Source organism: Paucisalibacillus algeriensis (assembly GCF_000577245.1).
Lineage (GTDB): Bacteria > Bacillota > Bacilli > Bacillales > Amphibacillaceae > Ornithinibacillus.
Window position 1 is genome coordinate 185616 of record NZ_CBYO010000014.1, and the last position, 20288, is coordinate 205903.

The window sequence follows — 20288 nt, forward strand, 5'->3', positions numbered from 1 at the left end:
TTTATTTTTCACCTTCCGTTTTCCCTTTATACCTATATATTTTAATAATTTCATCAATTATCTCTTCAAGTGATGAGGTATCACAATCAATTATATAATCCGCACACCTTTCATAGATAGCTGTCCTTCTTTTATATAAATCTTTATTTTCTTCATCCTCCCGCCATAATGGTCTAGAGATATCTTTTTGTAATCTTTTCTTGATAACCTTGAATGACGTTTGTAAATATATGATAATGCCAGTATCTTTCATCCATTTGATGTTTTCTTCTTTCTCGACTATTCCCCCACCTGTAGAAATTATTGGTGTGTTTCCATTAGTTTTAAGAGAGGTTGTCTCATAGCTGCGAAAAGCTTTCTCCCCCTCATCCTTAAAAATACTTGTTATTTTTTTATTTCTACTTTTTTCTACTGCCTTATCAATATCCAGATATCCCATATTTAACTTTTCACCTAGACGTTTCGCTACAGTGGATTTACCACTTCCCATAAAGCCAATTAAATAAATATGTTTCATGTTCCATCACCTTTTAAAATTATTTTATATAAAAAGAAGGAATTTATCACTTTGTGTCGAATGTTTATAAAGACAAATAAATAGGAGGTGTTGTCTATTGTTTTCAGCAGAGATGCTTTCAGAGAAAATAATTACATCTGCCATTAAAGAACAGGCCACCGATATCCACTTCTACCCTATCAATACAACCACAGACATCTATTTTCGAATTCATGGTAAACGAGTATTATTCAAACGAATCGCCATCACAAAATATGAATTACTTCTAACGTATTATAAGTTTACCTCAGGTATGGATATTGGTGAAATCAGAAAACCCCAAAATGGAACATTGCCCTTTCAAATTCATTCACAGAGTTTCTCTTTAAGATTATCCACTCTTCCAGTTAATCAATTGGAAAGTCTTGCTATTCGTATTCTCCCAGAGAAGTTAAACCTTTCTTTAGATCAACTATTCCTTTTTAAAAATCAGTTAACCAAAATAAAAACCTGGATGAAATTCCGCTCCGGTCTTATATTGCTCTCCGGTCCCACAGGTAGTGGGAAAACAACAACTCTTTATGCATTACTGGAAGAAGTTCTAAAGGAAGAATCCTTTCAAACCATTACCCTAGAGGACCCTATTGAAAAAAACATACAGGATATATTACAAGTACAAGTGAATGAAAAAGCGGGTATTACTTATCAAACTGGCCTAAAAGCTGCACTACGCCATGATCCGGATATCATTATGGTTGGTGAAATACGTGACCGGCAAACCGCTAAATTTGCGTTTGAGGCTTCTTTAACAGGACATTTAGTCCTAAGTACGATTCACGCAAAAAATACAATGGGAACTATTTATAGGCTTTTAGAAATGGGGTTGACAAAAGTGGAACTTGAACAGTCTCTTATAGGTATCTCTTCTATCCAATTACTCCCCCTTCTCTCAGAGACAAGGAGGGCTGCCGCGTTGGAGCTATTAGATGGAAATCTCTTAAGACAGGCAATTAATGGTCATCAGGTAAATCTTAACCACAATAAACATTCCTTTGATTATATTAGAAAGAAGGCCTTACGATATGGTTTTATATCAAAAGCTACGTATGAACGTTACCAAACAAAAGATTAAACCCTCCATGCAATTAAACTTGTTAAAACGGTTATCTAGGTCTCTTGAGAATGGATATACTCTATTAACTGCATTAGAAACGTTAACATGGGATAGAAACCTTGAGGAAATATCAAATAAAATAATCCACTTACTAAAAAGTGGACAAACATTGGATCAGGCCCTGGATGAACTAGCCTTTCATCCAATAATTACAACATATTTATACTTTGCCAAAGAATTTGGAGATTTAGAAACCAGTATTATCAAATGTGTTGAGCTTTATGAGAGAAGACTAGAATACGCTAAGAAATTTACCCAAATTATACGATATCCCTTCGTTCTTGTTGCTATCTTTTCCTTCGTCTTTTTCTTCATTCAACATTCCGTGCTTCCAAATCTGCTAACCCTTTTTCAACAAAATGACTCAAATGGAATACCCATTGCCATCACGATAATATCATTAGCCTACTATGGATTTATCCTCTTATTGATTGCTTGTGTATTAGTTAGACTTCTATGGAAATATGTCAAAGTAAGAATCCCGATCGATCTACAAATAAAATTATTATCGGTGATCCCCATATATCGGAGCTATCTAAGATTAAATACTTCTTTTCAATTTTCCACTCATTTTGGATCCTTATTAAAAACAGGACTTTCCATTAAAGATGTACTTGCTATCTTATCTAAACAACAAAAACTACCGATAGTCGCACATTATGCAACTACTTTAATGAGTGGATTAAACCAAGGGCACCATGTCTCCATATTAATGAAACAATTTACATTTATTAACACTCAACTAGCCTCTATCTTTCAAAAAAATAGCAATACGGAATCCCTAGAAAAAGACCTATCAACTTACTCTACTATTATTACCGATGAACTTAATCAAAAGATTATGAAGGCTATTACCTACATTCAACCGATATTTTTCATATTACTGGGTATTATCATTATCTTGATTTATCTCTCACTACTATTACCGATATATGAGATTATCCAAACATTATAAAGGAGCGATTTAATATGTTAAAAAATCAAAATGGGTTCACATTAGTTGAAATGCTAGTTGTATTGATGATTGTTTCTGTATTAATGATTCTGATCATTCCTAATTTGGGCAGTAAAAGCCAAGACGTGCAATCTAAAGGGTGTGAAGCACTTGTATCTGTAGTTCAGGCACAGGTCGACACCTTTTACCTAGAAAACAATAAATATCCAAGTGATCTACAAGAATTGGTAGTTAAAAAATATATAAAGGAAAATCAAACCTACTGTTCAAGCGAAGAAAACTCATTAAATTATAATTCAAGTACTGGAGTTGTTAATGTTCCATAAACAACAAGGCTTCTCACTTATAGAGGTATTAGTGGTACTATCCCTATTCACAATACTACTCACTCTAACCTTACCTATCTCCTATTCTTTACTTGAGAAGAAGACCGAGGAGAAAGTACTAGAGATGTTTCAATACGATATTTTATTTCTTCAAAATCAGTCCATTGCAAATGGACGAGAGGATTATTTACGGATGGTATTTTCAAAAAATGGCTATACCCTCACGGATACGAACAAAGAACTACTCACTAGGATGCTCCCCAAAGGTTGGGAAATCGATACCCGTACCTTAAACTATATTTCATTTAAACATGGTGGTACAACAAGATATTCAGGAACAATAGAAATTATTTCACCTAATAACAGGTATACACTAACGTTTCCCATCGGTAAAGGACGTGGTTATATTGAAAAGCGATAAAGGCTTTACTATTTCTGAAGTATTAGTTTCATTAACAGTATTATTGATTATTAGCACCGCTGTTCTTCCTCTAACATCCTTTGTGGCCAACGAACGAAAAACTCTTAGTCAGAAACGTATCATCACTTATAAACTACAGGATGAATTACAAGCTATCCTACAAGACGACTTTGTTCCCATAACCTGGAGGGAAAACATAGAAACAGTGGATGTCATTTTCAGTTTTACTGGTACAGATGAGGGATACATTCAAGGTTGTGCCGTTTGGAATAATCTAATGAATCGACAAGAAGAGGTTTGTTTATATGGACTATCAGAAAAATGAACAAGGATTTACTTTTTACACGTTACTATTCGCCCTTACGATATTAATAATGTGCATTCCATTATATGGAGCCATACTTAAGACACTTAAGGAAAATTCGTCTTATAATGAGATTTCCATTCAACAAGTCTTCCACTTCATCCAACAAGATGTCATTAAAGCCATAAACTATCGTGCAGAAAGTGGAAAGATATACCTTAATTTATATAATGGAGAAACCGTTACCATCGAACAATATGGGAATTTAATAAGAAGGCAAGTTGATGGACAAGGACATGAAATATATTTGAGGAACATCCAAGATTTCCAAGTTCAAACTTTAGAATACGGATTCAATGTTTATATCACATCGTCTGAGGGTGAGCAATATGAAAAAACAATTACATTCTATCCATAAGGAAAAAGGTTTCTTCCTCCCGTCTGTACTTTTTCTTACTACCATCGTATTACTTTATTTCTCAACAAGTTTAATTACTTATAAACATGATGTCCAGTTAACGTATAACCTAATAGAACAAGTAAAGAGTCAGACAGTATTTCAAATGGCATATGTGCAGTATAAAAAAGATTATCTAACACAAAATAAAATAAAGGAAACTGTTGAGTATTCTTTCCCAATTGGAATTGCAGAAGTAAAACCGACAGTTACGGGAGAAATAATACAATTAGAGTTTACGATACAAACGAATAACGATTTTAAATACTCCGTCACAAAATTGTCAAATATCAATACTAATGTGGTTGCTCCCTAATAACGACGTGAGCTAACATATTTTCCTGTTTTTGACTAAATTTCAAACTAAAATTATGTTTCATTTACATTATGCTACTAGTTGTATATAATAACATTGATGACGTCACCGAAAAGGAGGGGAAATGATGGACAGAATGTTTCGCGTCCTTGCTTTTTGGACTGGTATCTTTACAGTAATGTTCTATGTTGGTGGTATGACTAACACTGCATTGCTATTCCTAGTTCAAACGGTATTTTTCCTAACAGTAAGTTACTTAAAATTATCTGAGCGTATGTATATGTACTTGTTCGGAGCTTATTGTACTGTTTTCATGATAGGTTTTACATGGTATTCAGAATTTATTTTAGTGCCTGGTTTCGGGCATTAAAAAAACAAAAACCCTGCTTACATACTTTTTTACCGCAGGGTTTTTGTTTTGTTTAATTTATAATTCTGGTACAAATGGATTTAGTAATTTTTCTTCCCCAATCGTTGTCACTGGACCATGGCCTGGGTATATAATTGTTTCTTCTGCTAAATGATATAGTTTATTTCGAATAGAATCTTGTATAAACTTATAGTTCCCTCCAGGTAAATCTGTTCTTCCAATTCCACGTTGGAACAAAACATCCCCACTAATGAGCATTTTCTCTCCAACGACTAAAAAGCTAATACTTCCTGGTGAATGTCCCGGTGTGTGAATAACCTCAAATTGAAAGGCCTCAATTGAAAAGGGTCCCGGTTCTACTAATACATCTGGCTCTGTTATCGTTATCTCCTCACCAACTAATAAAATAGACCCATTAAGACTCGGATTACCTAACCATGATTTTTCCTCTTTGTGCATATACACTCTAATACCATAATAATTTCGTAAAAAATCTACTGCGCCTATGTGATCAAAATGAGCATGTGTTAACAAAATAGCAATTGGCTGAAGGTTATTATTAGATAACCATCTTTTAACCTTTTCTCCTTCAGCACCTGGATCTACAATAATTGATTTGTCTCCCTTATGAAGAATATAACAATTTGTCCCTAAGGGCCCTAAGGAAAAACTCTTGATTTTCAATATCTCTCCCCCATTTCAAAATGAATATGAACAAATTAGAAAGATTACGTGATTTCCTCGACAAAACCTACATTTTATACTAGAATAAATGTGGTAGTAAGATACATATTAATATAAAGGCTTTTATAAGACAACAAAGATTAATTGTAAGAAGCGTAAGGAGGTTAATACACAATGCCAGTAACTCATATTGTATTAGGTATTCTATTTTTAATCGTAACAATTGTAGCGGTTGTATCAGTTGTTCGCCAACTAAAGTTCAGAAATTACTTTGCCCTATTATTTTCTGTTCTAACAGTTATTGTTTTTGGATTTTTCTCTATAAGTACAATAATTTCTATTCTAAAAGATTCCTTATAATAAAAAGCTGCTCAATAATTTTGAGCAGCTTTTTATTTATGTGTCAGAGAACACTACTATTTTCTCCTAAAAAGAAAAACAAACGATTCACTAAAAATTAACAAATCGTTTGTTCCAAACTTTACTACTCTTTTTTAAAATCAACAAATCGGAACAGGTCACCATAAATGATGTCATCTGAATAACCTAGTTCTTTCTTTACAGTTTCACTTAAATCCAGACATGATTTTGAAGCTGCTTCGTCTAAAAGTTCACCACTCGTAAAGTCATAACAACTATCATTTGTGTAGACATAGTCCTTTGTAATGAAATCACCATTTCGTAAAGCAATATAATCTTTCCTGTCGTCATTAAATAAATCATTACCAAAATAGATATCACTACCCATTTCTATTCCTAATAGATTAAGAATTGTAGGCTTCATATCTATTTGCCCGGCAATAGTAGATTTTGCTTCTCCTTTTCCATGTCCAGGTATATGAATAAATAAAGGTACACGCTGCAATTGTACGTGATCATACGGCGTTATTTCCTCTTTCTCCAGGTATAGACTCATTGCTTTGTTATGGTTTGAGCTTATTCCATAATGGTCACCCATTATAACAATAATGGAGTTCTCATATATTCCAGCATCTTTTAACTGTTCAAAAAACAACTCAATCGATTCATCCATATACCTTACCGTAGGAAAATAATTATTCAACGTATTAGAATTAGAATCAAAACGTTCAATGGATTTATCTTTTTCATCTAATTCAAAAGGAAAATGATTCGTTAAGGTAATAAACTTTGCATAATAAGGTTCTTGCAAGGTCTTTAGGTATTTCATCGATTGTTCAAAAAATGGTTTATCCTTCAATCCCCAACCAATTTTGTTATTCTCATTTACTTCGTATGCCTCTACATCGTAAAAATAATCAAAGCCTAAATTTGGATACATTTGATCACGATTGTAGAAACTATCATTATTAGCATGAAACATTGTAGTATAGTAGCCCTCATTACCTAAGATTTCTGGAAGTGCATGATAGTCATTTTGTGCATGGGTATAAAAAACAGCACCTCTTGGTAATGGATATAAAGAGTTTTCTACTAGAAACTCTGAATCAGATGTTTTACCTTGCTCAGTTTGGTGGTAAAAGTTTTCAAAATAGTATGTGTCCTCATCTTCTACTAAACTGTTCAAAAATGGCGTAATTTCTTGACCATTTACTGTATTATTGATGACAAAGCTTTGTAATGATTCTGCAGAAATAAAGATAACATTCTTCCCTTCCGCAACACCAAATAACTCTGACTTATCATTCTGATCAATTTCTGTATTAACATATTCCTTAATTGCTGGTAGTTCACTTCCATCAGCAAAAACATGTTGCGTTTTAACTTTTGAGTGAAGCACTGCATCATAGACATGATAATTAAATAGCCCAATATATTTTACTAAGTATTCTCGGTCGAATGCCCGAGTAAATAATTGCGGTCTTTCCATTTCCGCTAAAAAGAAGTTACCTACCACTAGGGCTAAAGAAAGGGCTAGTGCAAAAACCTTACCACTTCTCGGATAATTAGTAACTACCATTTTCTGTCGTTTTTTACTAAAATACCAAATCGCAATTACATCAGCAAACAATATAACATCGTAAAATTTAATAAGGGATAATATACTTGATCCCAAATCACCTGCATTACCACCCTGCATTAGTTGTGGAATAGTAATGAAGTCAGAAAACGAGCGATAGAATACTAGATTCGCATAAATAATCAGTGTTCCAATTAACATGGTATACCTTAAATATTTCATTTGTCTTTCAGGTTTTTTTATCCATACACTCAAGGCGAATATTAAAAATGCAGACACGAACGGATTTATGAAGAGAATAAACTCCTGCATCGTGTTTTCCAGTTCAAGACTAAATAAAAATCGATATACAAAATAGGTTTTAATTCCAAATAATATAGTCGTTGTGACATATAAAGGAAGCTTTAGTCCTTTAATATTCATAACATTTCCTCCTAAGAAACTACTGCTTTAATATATGTTTATTTATGCACATAGTAACGGCATAAATGACAAACAGAAAAAACATACTATTCTATTAGACGATTAATATCACAAAAAGGTTTCAAATATTTTACATCTTTTAGGAGAAAAATTGTTTATTCTGTTTTATGATTCTTCACCAAGTAAGCAGCACCAATGATTCCAGCGTCATTTCCTAACTCTGCAATTCTTAATTCACATGCCTCTCTAATTCTAGGCAATGCATATTTTGTAAAATATTTATTAATAGTTTGTAATAATTGATTGCCTGCCTTAGACACGCCTCCTCCAATTAATATTTTAGAAGGATTTAATGTTATGGACAGGTTAGCCAGTGCAAAACCAATAACATCGGCAGTATGATTAATAATCTGATTACAATCCTCATCACCAAGAGCAGCTAACTCAAATACATCTTTTGAGGTGATGGTATTATTTTCTTGAAAAACAACCGCTAACTTACTTGTAGGTTTATCTTCAACTATTTGCATTGCTTGTCGCGCGATTCCGGTTGCAGATGCTATCGTTTCTAAACAACCCTTCCGTCCACAATTACAATCATATCCATTTAAATCAACTATAATGTGTCCGATTTCACCAGCAGTTCCATTTGCACCATTTAAAATCTTTCCACCCGTTATTATACCACCACCGACACCAGTTCCAAGGGTAACTGCAATCACGTCTTTTGACTGATTACCAGCACCTAACCAGTTCTCACCTATAACCGCAATATTGGCATCATTCTCTACAAAAACTGGTAATCCGGATTTATCAGACATATAATCTGAGAGTTTAAAGTTTTTCCATCCAAGATTAACAGCCTCATATACATACCCTTTTTTTCCATCTATAAAACCCGGAGCACCAATACCTATACCAAGTACTTGATTAAGGTCAATGGATAATTCCTTTAATGTAACCAATACTGAATTCCAAATATCATCAATAACTTGAGTACCATCATTCGATTTCTTTGTTTCGATTTCCCACTTTTTGATTATTTTGCCATCATCTTTAAGGAGGCCAATTTTAACCGTAGTACCTCCTATGTCTACTCCGACTATGTTGTTTTTATTCATTATTTCTCACCTTTTTCAGAATTAAGCTTGTTAATTTCTCCTCGTAGAATTAATATAGCCAAGCGATATTCCTCTACATCAATGACCCCAACTGTAAATAGCTCATTAATTTCACTCTGCATCAATTCCATATCGCCGCGTCGATTTCCTGTATAAATAAAGGTTCCAAATCTTTTTAATATTTGTTGCACATCATAAACTGTTTTCATAAAATCACCAAACTATATTATACCAACATTACAAGAAACCTGAAAGCGATTATTAGGATTTTTCTAAAAGACTGTAATTTCCTTACAAAAATGAATAGCAGCCCTACACTCGGAGCAACATGTATATCCCCAAAAAATTCATAAAAGAATGCCAATATAAATCTAAAGACCCCAATCATTATCGATCAGGGTCTCTAGGATGTAGAACTTTTGGCCTTTGTCTTTTAAGTGGAATTGGGGTACGAATAAACACATCCCTAAATGCATGAAAAGAAAATGGTAATACTGGCCAGAAATACGGAATCTCAAAGGACTTCATCCGTACCGTATACAAGATCCATAGCAAGGTTCCTATCATATAGCCAACAACGCCAAAAGCAGCTGTTGCCAACAATAAAAAGAGCCGAACAATGCGATTGGCAAGGCTCATTTCATAGCTTGGTGTTGCATATGTACCTATTGCGGCAACTGCTAAATATAAGATTACTTCATAAGAGAACAAACCTACTTCAATCGCCACTTGGCCAATTAATATAGCTGCCACTAATCCAATGGCGGTTGCTAAAGATGTTGGTGTATGTATGGCAGCCATCCTTAACATATCAATTCCAATTTCAGCGATGAGAAATTGAAGTAAAATTGGAATTGCCCCAAATTCATTAGGTCCAATAAACTCCATACCCTCTGGTAATAGTTCCGGATTAACAGAAAACAAATAGTACAATGGCAAAATAAATATTGATGCCCAAACAGCAATAAACCTTACAAACCTTAAATATGCTCCAATTAGAGGCTTCTGACGGTATTCTTCAGCATGTTGTAAGTGATGCCAATAGGTTGTAGGTGTAATCATTACACTAGGAGAGCCATCAATAATTAGTAGTACGTGTCCTTCATATAAATGTGACGCTGCGGTATCAGGTCTCTCGGTATACCGAACTGTAGGAAATGGATTCCAATGTCTACCACTTAAATATTCCTCAACTGTTTTTTCTGCCATTGGAAGTCCATCTGTATCTATTTCCTTTAGCTTGCTTTTTATGTCTTCCACCCTACTACTGTCAGCAATATCTTCTAGATAACAGATACATATGTCGGTCATAGACCTTCTACCAATTTGCATATATTCCATGCGCAGTGAACGGTCACGTACTCTTCTTCTTGTTAAAGCGGTATTAAAGACAATTGTTTCTACATAACCATCTCTAGAACCCCTTACAACTCTTTCTAAGTCAGGCTCACCAGGTGAACGAACAGGGTAAGTTCTGGCATCAATAATAATGACTTTATTGATACCTTCTACTAATAGTGCAGTCGGGCCGGCTAAAATAGTATCAGCTGCCTGATTTAAATCATCTACTTGGTCCAATTCGACATAGGGTAAATATGTTTTAAGAAGCTTGCTTAGAGTATCTGGTTCCAACTGTTCCGGTTCTAGTTTTGCTAAAAATTTCATAATTAAATGAAGAATATCATCCTTAGCAAACCCATCTATAAAGAACATGGACATCTTTCTACCAGCATATTGTAAATCTAGATTTACAATATCAAAGCTCTTATCCACTTGTAACCTATCTTGCATATAGGAGTTGTTTTGTTCATAAGACGAAAATAGGGATTTTTTTTCTTTTTCCATAATTCCTCCATGCAATACTGTCATCCTTTCTATTTTCTGCACAACTAGTTATTCTATACACACGAGTCTATTCATAATCTATTAGTTTGTAACATATATATGTATCAACTATTTTTTCTACTACTATTATCCCTATTTTTTACAAATGGTATGTTTCATGGTATGCGAAGTCAATGGATAGATCACTATTATTTCCGTATCCGATAGTACTACAGACAACAAGAGTAAATATATGAAATGAATCGTCAGAAGGAAAAAATTGATACAAAAAATCGGTGGTTAAGTACACACACTTAATCACCGATTTTTTTTTCCGTTAATGTTTCGTACAATTTCGCTATACGTTCATCATTTGGATTAGCTTCGTAAGCTATTTTAATCATGTCTTCGGCCCGATTATTCCCTACTTCAGTATATAAAACAGCTAAATTATAATATGCCTCTGGGAGATTTTCGGGGGTTTCTAGTTTATCAATACTTAGTTCCAGATCTTCAATCGCTGATTGTATTTCATTTAAGTGAATATAGGCAAAAGCCCTCTGAAACAACAAAATAGCTTCAAAGTTACCGGGGTTTTCAAGGCCTATCGTTGCACTTTCAATAACTTCTTCATATTGTTCCTCTTGGATGAATTTCTCGATTTTCATTAACTGATAACTAGCACTACTTCCATTCTCTTGAATGCCGTACGAAAATACTGCCAATATAACCGCTAAATATAAAACGGTGGCAAATATTTGGACGATATGCTTTCGTTTCTTTGGAAAGTGCACAATACCAGCTGCAATAAATCCTGCAATTAAACCACCAAAATGTGCCGATACATCTAGTTGTGGTAGTGAAAAACCTATGATGATGTTTATCCCTAGAAGAAACATGATGTTCTTACCAATCGTTTGAAAGAAGATTCGCTTATGGAATATCCCAAAATAAATAAATGCACCAAATAAGCCATATAGCGCACCAGATGCTCCAGCAGATATATTGGCAACGAAAACAAAACTAGCAATACCACCACCAATTCCTGCAAGCATATAGATTACTAAGAATCGAACGGAACCAAAAATACGTTCTGCTAAAGATCCAAAATAGTAAAGGAATAACATATTCGATGCAAAATGCAATAGTCCTAAGTGTAAAAACATCGAGGTAAGTATACGCCACCATTCACCATCTGTAATGAGCGGATTGAATTTAGCTCCAAATTCAATTAAGGTTGATGTATTTTCACTTCCACCATTAAATTCGAGTAGTAGGAAAAGTATTGTGTTTATAGCAATAAATAGATACGTAATGAATGGCTTTCCATAGTTAAAGACGCTATCCTCTTTCTTTTGCTTTTCCTTAACCTTATGGTACAAATCCACTTTATATTGATGGATATCTTGCTCCAATAGTTCTGTATTTTTTTCATCAGGTATCTCTTCAAAAGAAACGGCAATATTCTTTTCTAATCTATTATGTTCGGTTACTATCTCTTTTCCAGATAAATAGTAAATATTCACTTTTATGGGATTTTTTTCTTGTACCATCATAGGCTTTTTTAATATTTCCCAGCTATCTATAGGCGTATGTGGGGAGATATATACATTATGTACTTCAATCTCTTTGCCTCGAAGCATCTTTCTCATTGCTCGAGTCTTTTGGAATACAATCCCAATATCTTTTTTCAAATGATTTTTCCAATCAAATCCTGTCGTTGAAATTCTTATAATAGTGGAAGTTTTGTTTTGATATTTTTCTAACCAGATTTCCTCCACATTATTGTTTATATATAAGATATCATAGCCATGTTGCTCAGTTAATTGATAGGCATAATGATACATTATGTAGCTTGCCTTTTGTTCCATCAGTTCCCCTCCCTTATCCATCATAACAAAATCCCAAAATAAATGCTTTAACATACAGCCTATTAAACACAAAAAAAGAACTGTAAAAAAACAGCCCTTTTCTAAAATAAATTAAGTAGTTGAATCTGAAGTCTCCTTAAAAATACTGGGGAGAATATTCTTTCGGATGGAAGGTAAATTCATGGATATTGACACGGCGAATCTTCTTAAAAAACTAACAGCTAACATAGCGTTCATAAGCTTGTACCGCCACTTATATAGCATCGATATTGCAGCTACAATTGCTGTTAATATAACAAATACTCTCATAAAAACACCCCTTTATAAGGTTTGGTGTTTATAGTCTTTTCATTCCAGATAAAATTATTCGGGCTATTACTTTTGGAAGCCATCTTCTGTTAGGAGATGCTTAACAGGAATATCAAATGACTCAAATGGTGTTATGTCCATGAGTTGGGTTTTACTTAATAATGATACCGTAGTACCTTCATACGAATTCAGAAATCGGTCATAATATCCTCCCCCGAAACCAATTCGATACCCATTCTGATCAAATACTATCCCAGGAACAATTATTAAATCCATTACCTCTTTATGTATTCGATTCTGTTCTACTGGTTTAGGCTCTAAAAGATTATAATAAACTGTTTCTAACTCATCGAAGCTATGTAATTGGTAAAACTCAAGGCTCTTTCCTTTTGGATCACACTTTGGGACAGCAATCGTCTTTCCTTGCTCCCAACCAACCTCGATAATTCTATGAGTGTCCCACTCAAAACCTCTCGATATGGTTACACCAATTGTCTTCGCCTGTCTCCATAAATCAGATTGAAATAATTGATGTTGTAGCTGTACATTTATTTCACTTTTTTGTTCCGGAGTTAGTTTCTTTAGCATATCGATTGTTTGTTTACGTAGTTCTTCTTTCTTCAATCCCATCATCCCCCTTCGCTTGAGTTGATTGTATAGAAAAAGCTCGCTCTATATAATAAAAGAGCAAGCTTTTTTTATTGTGAAAATTATTTTGTTTCACGATGTAAAGTGTGTTTTTTAAGACGTGGACAATATTTCATAAGCTCAATACGCTCAGGATTTGTACGCTTATTTTTTGTAGTAATATAGTTACGTTCTCCTGTTTCAGTACAAGCTAAAGTAATGTTTACGCGCATGTTTTTCCCTCCAAACTCATCAAGACTTGCATTAATCGCATGTATTAGTTCATTTCAGACTAGTTAATAATAGCAGATGTTTGGCAATCAATCAAGTGTATGGAAAAAATTTATGGTTTCTTCGTGTCGAAATATATGATATAACTAGTATTGTATATGAAATGGAGGTAAATATAATGATGATTTTTGTTTCAGGAGCATCTATTGCGATTATAGCAATTGCTTTATTTATACTATCCTTTTTCTTGAATGACCGTTTTGAGAAAATCGAAAGCGAACTAGAGCAATTATCAATTTCAACCATGCAGGATACGTATCAATTAAAGAAAAAAGTTAAAGTTTTAGAAGAAGAATTATTAACAGAGGACTTTGAAACAACTGATATCTATTAATCTATAAAGGTAAAGGTGGAAAACATGAAGCAACCGATACGCGCATTTGCTGTTGGCTTATTCACAGCAGCAATCATAATGTTGATTGTCAATTATTTTTCAAATGGTTCTAAACAAGAATTTTCCGAGATGCCAATAGAAGATATTGTCAATGAACTAAAAGAAAAGGGTTACCGAGTTCTATCGGAATCTGATTATATCTCTTTATCGATGAACGGTGAAGTAGCTAAGAAAGAAACGGAAATTGCATCATCAGATTCTGAAAAGGTTGAGACAACAGATGAAGAAGTAGACACTACTGAAACTACTGAAGGTGCCGAAACTAATGAAGAGAATAATGCTCAAACAGAATCTACCGAAGAATCTACGGAAAATGAAGATAGCAAGAAAGAACAAGACAGTGCAAAGAATTTCAAACTAGTCATTGAATCTGGTATGCCATCATCAACAATTAGTAATGAGCTAGAAGCTAATGGTATAATTGATGATGCAGCTGAATTTATTAGTTATCTAGAAGATGAAGGCTATGCAGTTCGTATTCAACTTGGTGAATTCCAATTAACAAGTGATATGAGCTATTTTGAGATTGCAGAAGCATTAACAAAGTAAATATAATAATAGAGGTGTCATCAAGGGGCAATCCCTCGATAACACCTCTATTTTATTAATCATTCAAATCAATGATTTCACCTTTAACTAAGAACAAAATACTTTCTCCGATATTCGTAATATGGTCAGCAAATCTTTCAATATAACGGGCACTAAAAGCAATTTGCATAACATATTGAACTTGTTCTGAATTAATTGCCGTTTTTTCCAGCATATTTGTTATGACGTTTTTATATAATTTATCTACTTTATCGTCCATCTCCGCTAACTTATGTGCAACAGAAATATCTTCATTCTGAAATGCACTTATAGCAGTTTCCAACATAATTAAAGATGTGTCACGCATGGTGATTAATTCTTGTGGAAGTTCTGTTTGATAATGATCCCCCAACCGAATAGCAGCTTTTGCAATGTTCTTCGCATTATCTCCCATTCGCTCAATATCCGTTACAACTCGAAGGGCAATAATTAGTCTACGTAGATCTGTTGCAACTGGTGATTGTTTCGCAATTAATAGAATCACCTTGTCATTAATGGCCGTTTCTTCTTTATCAATTAATTTATCATCAGTAATAATCTTCTTCGCCAATTCAATATCCTGATTAAATAATGCATCCATTGATCCTCTAAGTGCCTGATTTGCCCGGCTTGCCAACTGAATAATATCATTATTTAATTCTTTCAATTCAGAATGAAACTGTTCTCTACTTCGCATTTTATCGCTCTCCTATCAAAATAGTAACCATATTCTAAATGATATACCGTTTTTATAAAGAGCATATTAAGTCATTGTAAAATTTTTGTAAATTCGATAAAAAACCCTAAAACCAATAACTAGTCTTAGGGTTCTCTATTATTCTGTATCCTGATTTTCAGATTGTTCTTCTTCCTCACCAACCGTATTTTCCCCTGTAGATTCACCTTTCGCTCTCTTTTCTTTAAGAGTGAAATAGGCATCAAATATTCTACGAGTAATATCATGGTTTATTGAAGAAGTCGAATCTTGATTAAGATTAGGAGCAACTACCGATATTGCAATCTCTGGGTTATCAATTGGTGCGTAGGCTACCATTGTTAAATTAATCGTGTTAGCAACTAACTTACCATCCTTATAAATTTCATTCTCGGCAGTACCCGTTTTTCCTGCTGCATTAAAGTCTGTACCATTAAAATAGTTATAGGCTGTTCCGCCTGGTGTTTGAAACACTTGACGAAATCCTTCTTGGACCCGCTTAATATTTGATTCGCTCATCTCAATTTTATTAAGAATCTTCGTATTTACACTTCGATAAACTGTTCCAAGACTACCTGCTTCCGGTGTAGGGTTACGAACTTCTTTTAAGAAATGGGGCTGAAGTCGGTATCCACCATTTGCAATTGTTGATACATACTGGGCCATTTGCATTGCTGTATACGTATCATACTGGCCAATAGAAAAGTCTTGAAATAGACCAGCTGCACCAGCAATATTGGTTGGTCCAACAAAACCTTTTTCTTCAAAAGGATAGTCAACATTAGTTGCCGCACCTAACCCAAATTGTCTAAAATAATTGCGCATTTGAGTATAAGCTGCAGGGTTAAAGGTTACCGATTTATCGTATTGATAATTATATTCTCCACCCATCTTCATAGCTATATGAAACATATATACGTTGGATGAACGTCTTAATGCATCAAGATCATTTACATATCCTAAATTCGTCCACGAAGCTTTTATTGGGGTACCAGCAATTTTAACAGGCTTATCAACTAAACCGTCACCAGGTGAAATCACACCAGATTCATATCCAGCAAGAACTGTTGCACCTTTTACAATTGAACCTGGTCGATGGGCATCATACAGTGTTTTATAAGCAGAATCGACAATTTTCTCTTTTTCTTCGGCTTCTGTTTCTGGATCGTCGTAGTAGCTCTGGCCTGATACTGCCAACAATTCTCCTGTATTCGGATCCATCACCACAGCCATTACATCACGTAAATGTCTTTCCTTAGCACCGTTTTTTTCGAGTTCACTTCGAAGAATTTCATCCACCATTTTCTGGAATTCCATGTCAATCGTTAAAATTAAATCTTTTCCACTCTCTCCAGAAACGATAACATCAGAGTCAAGGATGACACCAGATTTACTCATGGTATATTCAACTTGTTCTTTACGACCTCGAAGTAAATCCTCATATTGTTGTTCAAGACCACTTGTGCCAACTCGGTCATTCCTGTTATAACCTTTGGCTAAATAATAATCAATGTTTTCAGCAGGTACGCCTTCTTTTTCTGTTGTAATATTTCCGATTATATTTTTTAAGGTTTCATCATTAGGGAATTCCCGAACCCAGTCTGTTGTGGCATTGATACCTGGTAATTCAGACAGATGTTCTGCAACTCTTGCATACTCCTCTGGCGTTACATTCTCACTTTTGACGATTTGAGGTGTTAGAGAATATGCTCGATCGAGTTCCTTTTTAATCAAGATAATTTCTAAATCTTGCATGGTTACATTCTCATACTCATTTAGATTAATTCGTTCTAAAATCTTTTTATATTGCTCTGCAGGTTCCAAATCGTCAGCTTCTTCCAACGATAGTCTACTCGTTGCTTCTTTCTCATTTTCAAGATACCAATACTCTTTTTTATCCCGATCCGTTATTCTATTGATTTGTTTTTCCCTTTCTTCTTTATCCGGATGAAACATATCAATATACTGTGAAAGCTTCCTAGCAACTGCTAATCTATCCTGTGCTTGTACACCTTTTGGTGGTGTATACGTAATGGCGTACATAGGCTTGTTCTTAGCAATCACGTTATGGTAACGGTCATATATTTCACCGCGAGGTACAGGAACTTTCGTCGTATCCTGTGTTGTTTGATTGATTTGCTCCTGAAAACTTTCCCCATTGAGGATTTGAACAACCCCTAGCTGCAGAATTAATACAGCAAACAAAATAAAAACGACAAAAAATAATATATTTAAACGGAAGGGAAGCTGTGCTTTCTTCTTTTTTTCTTTTTTCATATGTCTCCCCCAATAATTGTGGTTAATATCATTCTCTATCTTTATATTATATCATGTATTGAACTAGATATTAACGGTTTTTTTCGTCTGAAACCTGGTCTTTAATCAGCACTTCTTTATTATTTGGGCCCGTTAAGAAGATTTTACGAATAAAGAAGTAAACACCTAAATGCATTGCTCCAAATACAACTAGAAGAATTGGTATAATTATTTCTGATTCAAAAAAAGTGATGCCTAGTATAAAGAAGATAATCGAAATAACCCGCCCAATATTTATATACAATTCTCTAACGACAATATATTCAATTCTAAGGTCTCCTGCCTTCCATGCTTTTCCAATCACATCATATGTCATCGAAATATATGGTACATTCACAATTGGATAGGCAATTCCTATGATAATACCATAAATAATCAGCGTGACATAGCTAGCATGCGAAATAATGATAAATAGAGAAAGATAAAGCATTAGACTCCCAATTAAAATTGCCTTCTTTCGTTTGGCTGGTTTAATGAGCTTAGTAGCCAAAAAGTAAAAAACGAAAGAGAAGCCGGAAAAGTATAAGTTAAACATTCCAAGTGAGAGTTCACTCTGCGTTACAATATATACCCATAATGTAATTACGAATAGGAATATTCCCTCACGGAAACCTTGAAAAAGGTGTGCATATAGAATACGATTCCAGTTTTTATTATTTTTTCTTTCCTCAACTATTCGCTTGAAGAGGTATATACCTTTAGCCGGCCTCCTTTTTAAAAACATGCTACAAACAACTGCACAAATAAATAATATAAATGATACAGTGAAAATCGTACTGTATCCAATATTTGCTTCCATTTTAGAAATGATAAAGCCAGCAGAAAACGGTCCAATCATTCCACCAAATGACTGTAACACACCCAGGAATCCATTGAAAAAGTCCCTCGTATCCGGTTCTGTTATTTCAAACGTTAACACATTAAAGGCTAACCAATAGAAACCATAACCTACCCCCAAAAGGCTGCCTAACAAAATATTAAAATATGCTGCATTTTCCCCTATCATCAGTACCATTAAAAAAAACAATGATAAAAATATAACTCCTAGCCTTAACACAATAACTCGGTCAACTTTCTTTGCAATTTTCCCCGCAAATATAAAGGTAATTGGCTGAAAAACAAATATGGCTAAGTTATAATAAGCTATTGTGAAATAATTTCCATCTGCTTGCTTCCATAAGTAGATGTTTACAAATGTATTGGATAAGTATATTCCTAATGAATATAGACCACCAATCACCAACAATAAAATCAAATCTCTATTTATTTCAGTTTTACCGATTACAGTTTGTAAGGTTTTATGCATGTTGAATTGCCCCTTTTCTCTCTTTTCTTAGTGTAAGCAATTCAAAATGAGATATACAAAAAGAAAAAAGAAGGATGTCCAATAAAGTTTACACTCCTATGGACATCCTTCTTACTATTAGATTACTTATTTTGCTTCACTTAAGTTCTTTGCAACTTCATCCCAGTTAACAACATTCCAAAATGCTGATATATAGTCAGGTCGTCTATTTTGATAATGTAGGTAGTATGCATGTTCCCAAACATCAAGTCCTAGTAGCGGAGTCTTACCTTCCATTAAAGGAGAGTCTTGGTTAGGAGTACTTGTAACTTCAAGTTCACCGTTATTTAGAACTAACCAAGCCCAACCTGAACCAAAACGGCCAGCTGCTGCATTAGCAAATTCTTCTTTAAATTTATCTACACTACCAAATTTAACATTAATCTTTTCAGCTAACTCACCAGTTGGCTCACCGCCACCATTTGGAGATAGTACTTTCCAGAAAAGACTATGGTTAGCGTGGCCACCACCATTATTACGAACTGCTGTACGAATATTTTCAGGAACTGAATCAAGATTGCTTACTAAATCCTCAATAGACTTAGCTTGTAGATCCGCATTCCCTTCTAGTGCAGCATTTAATTTTGTTACATAAGTATTATGATGCTTTGTATGATGGATGTTCATTGTTTCTTTGTCAACGTGTGGCTCTAATGCATCATATGCATAAGGTAATTCAGGTAATTGAAATGCCAAAACGAACTCCTCCTTAAATTTTGTTATGGTTTAAAAGGATATAATACCCTTTATTTGAAAGGTTATCACGCGTTACCATATCTTGCAAATTTTTTGCCCTAGATTACCAAATTAAATATGTAGGTGATGTTTGGAGATTGAAATACTCGCGTAGGCTAAATTTCAACTAAACTGTTGTTGTTTAATAATTTTCAGCAAAATAAAAAAACAAGCCATAAGCTTGTATAAAATGGTGGCTCGGGACGGAATCGAACCGCCGACACACGGATTTTCAGTCCGTTGCTCTACCGACTGAGCTACCGAGCCTAATATAATATGATGTTGAATTACAATGATTTCTCAGGCTA

25 protein-coding genes and 1 tRNA gene are annotated in these 20288 nt (G+C 34.2%); 11 read left to right on the top strand and 15 right to left on the bottom strand.

The window, feature by feature from the left end; all coding sequences use genetic code 11:
- Window position 1: 1 nt before the first annotated feature.
- Window positions 2–517 carry a shikimate kinase gene (locus TY11_RS10500; RefSeq protein WP_042145912.1) on the bottom strand — a complete coding sequence of 172 codons (516 nt, stop codon included), beginning with the start codon at window positions 515–517 and terminating at the stop codon, window positions 2–4.
- A 97-nt stretch (window positions 518–614) separates the two neighbouring features.
- On the opposite strand from TY11_RS10500, the gene comGA reads away from it, so the two are divergent.
- From comGA to TY11_RS10540, 8 genes are all read left to right on the top strand, one after another.
- The gene (gene comGA, locus TY11_RS10505; RefSeq protein ID WP_155982695.1) at window positions 615–1628 is read left to right on the top strand and encodes a competence type IV pilus ATPase ComGA; all 1014 of its coding nucleotides are present in this window, start codon (window positions 615–617) and stop codon (window positions 1626–1628) included.
- Window positions 1579–2625, top strand: coding sequence for a competence type IV pilus assembly protein ComGB (gene comGB, locus TY11_RS10510; protein ID WP_042145913.1), 1047 nt, complete (start codon window positions 1579–1581; stop codon window positions 2623–2625). Before comGA ends, comGB begins: the two co-directional genes overlap by 50 nt.
- 14 nt (window positions 2626–2639) lie before the next feature.
- Window positions 2640–2951 (top strand): competence type IV pilus major pilin ComGC, encoded by a 312-nt coding sequence (gene comGC, locus TY11_RS10515; protein ID WP_042145914.1) that lies wholly within the window; start codon window positions 2640–2642, stop codon window positions 2949–2951.
- Complete coding sequence (gene comGD, locus TY11_RS10520; protein WP_042145915.1) at window positions 2941–3372, top strand: competence type IV pilus minor pilin ComGD; 432 nt, start codon at window positions 2941–2943, stop codon at window positions 3370–3372. Before comGC ends, comGD begins: the two co-directional genes overlap by 11 nt.
- On the top strand, window positions 3359–3697 hold the full coding sequence (locus TY11_RS10525; protein ID WP_042145916.1) for a PulJ/GspJ family protein: 339 nt from the start codon (window positions 3359–3361) through the stop codon (window positions 3695–3697). The genes comGD and TY11_RS10525 overlap by 14 nt, the downstream gene beginning before the upstream one ends.
- On the top strand, window positions 3678–4094 hold the full coding sequence (gene comGF / locus TY11_RS10530) for a competence type IV pilus minor pilin ComGF (RefSeq protein WP_042145917.1): 417 nt from the start codon (window positions 3678–3680) through the stop codon (window positions 4092–4094). Before TY11_RS10525 ends, comGF begins: the two co-directional genes overlap by 20 nt.
- On the top strand, window positions 4066–4449 hold the full coding sequence (locus tag TY11_RS10535) for a hypothetical protein (protein ID WP_042145919.1): 384 nt from the start codon (window positions 4066–4068) through the stop codon (window positions 4447–4449). The genes comGF and TY11_RS10535 overlap by 29 nt, the downstream gene beginning before the upstream one ends.
- A 127-nt stretch (window positions 4450–4576) precedes the next feature.
- Window positions 4577–4819 (top strand): DUF2626 domain-containing protein, encoded by a 243-nt coding sequence (locus tag TY11_RS10540; RefSeq protein ID WP_042145920.1) that lies wholly within the window; start codon window positions 4577–4579, stop codon window positions 4817–4819.
- Window positions 4820–4876: 57 nt separating this feature from the next.
- Here TY11_RS10540 and TY11_RS10545 read toward each other — a convergent pair whose 3' ends face one another.
- A complete protein-coding gene (locus TY11_RS10545) occupies window positions 4877–5503 on the bottom strand; it encodes an MBL fold metallo-hydrolase (RefSeq protein ID WP_042145923.1) in 627 nt (208 codons plus the stop codon).
- A gap of 174 nt (window positions 5504–5677) precedes the next feature.
- Here TY11_RS10545 and TY11_RS10550 point away from each other — a divergent pair, with 174 nt between their 5' ends.
- Window positions 5678–5863: a DUF2759 family protein gene (locus TY11_RS10550; RefSeq protein WP_042145925.1), complete on the top strand. Its 186-nt coding sequence runs from the start codon at window positions 5678–5680 to the stop codon at window positions 5861–5863.
- 124 nt (window positions 5864–5987) lie between these two features.
- On the opposite strand, the gene TY11_RS10555 is transcribed toward TY11_RS10550, so the two are convergent.
- The 8 genes from TY11_RS10555 to rpmG all read right to left on the bottom strand — a co-directional run bounded on the left by TY11_RS10555 (window position 5988) and on the right by rpmG (window position 13850).
- Window positions 5988–7865 carry an LTA synthase family protein gene (locus tag TY11_RS10555; protein ID WP_042145926.1) on the bottom strand — a complete coding sequence of 626 codons (1878 nt, stop codon included), beginning with the start codon at window positions 7863–7865 and terminating at the stop codon, window positions 5988–5990.
- 155 nt (window positions 7866–8020) lie between these two features.
- Window positions 8021–8986: an ROK family glucokinase gene (locus TY11_RS10560; protein ID WP_042145929.1), complete on the bottom strand. Its 966-nt coding sequence runs from the start codon at window positions 8984–8986 to the stop codon at window positions 8021–8023.
- The gene (locus TY11_RS10565; protein WP_042145931.1) at window positions 8986–9195 is read right to left on the bottom strand and encodes a YqgQ family protein; all 210 of its coding nucleotides are present in this window, start codon (window positions 9193–9195) and stop codon (window positions 8986–8988) included. The genes TY11_RS10560 and TY11_RS10565 overlap by 1 nt, the downstream gene beginning before the upstream one ends.
- Window positions 9196–9373: 178 nt before the next feature.
- Entirely contained in the window at window positions 9374–10831 is a 1458-nt protein-coding gene (locus TY11_RS10570; protein ID WP_042146506.1) for a spore germination protein, read from the bottom strand.
- Between the two features lie 293 nt (window positions 10832–11124).
- A complete protein-coding gene (locus TY11_RS10575) occupies window positions 11125–12681 on the bottom strand; it encodes a rhomboid family protein (RefSeq protein WP_042145933.1) in 1557 nt (518 codons plus the stop codon).
- A 111-nt stretch (window positions 12682–12792) separates the two neighbouring features.
- On the bottom strand, window positions 12793–12990 hold the full coding sequence (gene yqgO / locus TY11_RS20120; protein WP_081755896.1) for a protein YqgO: 198 nt from the start codon (window positions 12988–12990) through the stop codon (window positions 12793–12795).
- 66 nt (window positions 12991–13056) lie between these two features.
- The gene (locus TY11_RS10580; protein ID WP_081755897.1) at window positions 13057–13620 is read right to left on the bottom strand and encodes a 5-formyltetrahydrofolate cyclo-ligase; all 564 of its coding nucleotides are present in this window, start codon (window positions 13618–13620) and stop codon (window positions 13057–13059) included.
- An 80-nt stretch (window positions 13621–13700) separates the two neighbouring features.
- Window positions 13701–13850 (bottom strand): 50S ribosomal protein L33, encoded by a 150-nt coding sequence (gene rpmG, locus TY11_RS10585; RefSeq protein ID WP_042145937.1) that lies wholly within the window; start codon window positions 13848–13850, stop codon window positions 13701–13703.
- 176 nt (window positions 13851–14026) lie between these two features.
- On the opposite strand from rpmG, the gene TY11_RS10590 reads away from it, so the two are divergent.
- Both TY11_RS10590 and TY11_RS10595 read left to right on the top strand, forming a co-directional pair.
- Entirely contained in the window at window positions 14027–14242 is a 216-nt protein-coding gene (locus TY11_RS10590) for a hypothetical protein (protein ID WP_052345800.1), read from the top strand.
- A 24-nt stretch (window positions 14243–14266) separates the two neighbouring features.
- Complete coding sequence (locus tag TY11_RS10595; protein ID WP_042145939.1) at window positions 14267–14851, top strand: hypothetical protein; 585 nt, start codon at window positions 14267–14269, stop codon at window positions 14849–14851.
- A gap of 55 nt (window positions 14852–14906) precedes the next feature.
- Here TY11_RS10595 and phoU read toward each other — a convergent pair whose 3' ends face one another.
- The 5 genes from phoU to TY11_RS10620 form a co-directional block, all read right to left on the bottom strand.
- Window positions 14907–15566 (bottom strand): phosphate signaling complex protein PhoU, encoded by a 660-nt coding sequence (gene phoU, locus TY11_RS10600; RefSeq protein ID WP_042145940.1) that lies wholly within the window; start codon window positions 15564–15566, stop codon window positions 14907–14909.
- 138 nt (window positions 15567–15704) lie between these two features.
- Window positions 15705–17861, bottom strand: a complete 2157-nt coding sequence (locus TY11_RS10605) for a peptidoglycan D,D-transpeptidase FtsI family protein (protein WP_042145942.1) — start codon at window positions 17859–17861, stop codon at window positions 15705–15707.
- 70 nt (window positions 17862–17931) lie between these two features.
- The gene (locus tag TY11_RS10610) at window positions 17932–19206 is read right to left on the bottom strand and encodes an MFS transporter (RefSeq protein ID WP_042145944.1); all 1275 of its coding nucleotides are present in this window, start codon (window positions 19204–19206) and stop codon (window positions 17932–17934) included.
- Between the two features lie 126 nt (window positions 19207–19332).
- Window positions 19333–19941, bottom strand: a complete 609-nt coding sequence (gene sodA, locus TY11_RS10615; RefSeq protein WP_042145946.1) for a superoxide dismutase SodA — start codon at window positions 19939–19941, stop codon at window positions 19333–19335.
- Window positions 19942–20171: 230 nt separating this feature from the next.
- A tRNA-Phe gene (locus tag TY11_RS10620) sits at window positions 20172–20247 on the bottom strand.
- Between the last annotated feature and the right edge of the window lie 41 nt (window positions 20248–20288).

Coding starts and splice junctions, on each gene's coding strand:
- TY11_RS10610 (WP_042145944.1), bottom strand. CDS start 19,206: ATGCATAAAACCTTACAAACTGTAATCGGTAAAACTGAAATAAATAGA.
- yqgO (WP_081755896.1), bottom strand. CDS start 12,990: ATGAGAGTATTTGTTATATTAACAGCAATTGTAGCTGCAATATCGATG.
- TY11_RS10550 (WP_042145925.1), top strand. CDS start 5,678: ATGCCAGTAACTCATATTGTATTAGGTATTCTATTTTTAATCGTAACA.
- TY11_RS10565 (WP_042145931.1), bottom strand. CDS start 9,195: ATGAAAACAGTTTATGATGTGCAACAAATATTAAAAAGATTTGGAACC.
- TY11_RS10590 (WP_052345800.1), top strand. CDS start 14,027: ATGATGATTTTTGTTTCAGGAGCATCTATTGCGATTATAGCAATTGCT.
- TY11_RS10560 (WP_042145929.1), bottom strand. CDS start 8,986: ATGAATAAAAACAACATAGTCGGAGTAGACATAGGAGGTACTACGGTT.
- TY11_RS10580 (WP_081755897.1), bottom strand. CDS start 13,620: ATGGGATTGAAGAAAGAAGAACTACGTAAACAAACAATCGATATGCTA.
- phoU (WP_042145940.1), bottom strand. CDS start 15,566: ATGCGAAGTAGAGAACAGTTTCATTCTGAATTGAAAGAATTAAATAAT.
- TY11_RS10535 (WP_042145919.1), top strand. CDS start 4,066: ATGAAAAAACAATTACATTCTATCCATAAGGAAAAAGGTTTCTTCCTC.
- TY11_RS10605 (WP_042145942.1), bottom strand. CDS start 17,861: ATGAAAAAAGAAAAAAAGAAGAAAGCACAGCTTCCCTTCCGTTTAAAT.
- rpmG (WP_042145937.1), bottom strand. CDS start 13,850: ATGCGCGTAAACATTACTTTAGCTTGTACTGAAACAGGAGAACGTAAC.
- TY11_RS10555 (WP_042145926.1), bottom strand. CDS start 7,865: ATGAATATTAAAGGACTAAAGCTTCCTTTATATGTCACAACGACTATA.
- comGB (WP_042145913.1), top strand. CDS start 1,579: ATGGTTTTATATCAAAAGCTACGTATGAACGTTACCAAACAAAAGATT.
- TY11_RS10570 (WP_042146506.1), bottom strand. CDS start 10,831: ATGGAAAAAGAAAAAAAATCCCTATTTTCGTCTTATGAACAAAACAAC.
- TY11_RS10540 (WP_042145920.1), top strand. CDS start 4,577: ATGGACAGAATGTTTCGCGTCCTTGCTTTTTGGACTGGTATCTTTACA.
- comGC (WP_042145914.1), top strand. CDS start 2,640: ATGTTAAAAAATCAAAATGGGTTCACATTAGTTGAAATGCTAGTTGTA.
- comGF (WP_042145917.1), top strand. CDS start 3,678: ATGGACTATCAGAAAAATGAACAAGGATTTACTTTTTACACGTTACTA.
- TY11_RS10575 (WP_042145933.1), bottom strand. CDS start 12,681: ATGGAACAAAAGGCAAGCTACATAATGTATCATTATGCCTATCAATTA.
- TY11_RS10500 (WP_042145912.1), bottom strand. CDS start 517: ATGAAACATATTTATTTAATTGGCTTTATGGGAAGTGGTAAATCCACT.
- comGD (WP_042145915.1), top strand. CDS start 2,941: ATGTTCCATAAACAACAAGGCTTCTCACTTATAGAGGTATTAGTGGTA.
- TY11_RS10595 (WP_042145939.1), top strand. CDS start 14,267: ATGAAGCAACCGATACGCGCATTTGCTGTTGGCTTATTCACAGCAGCA.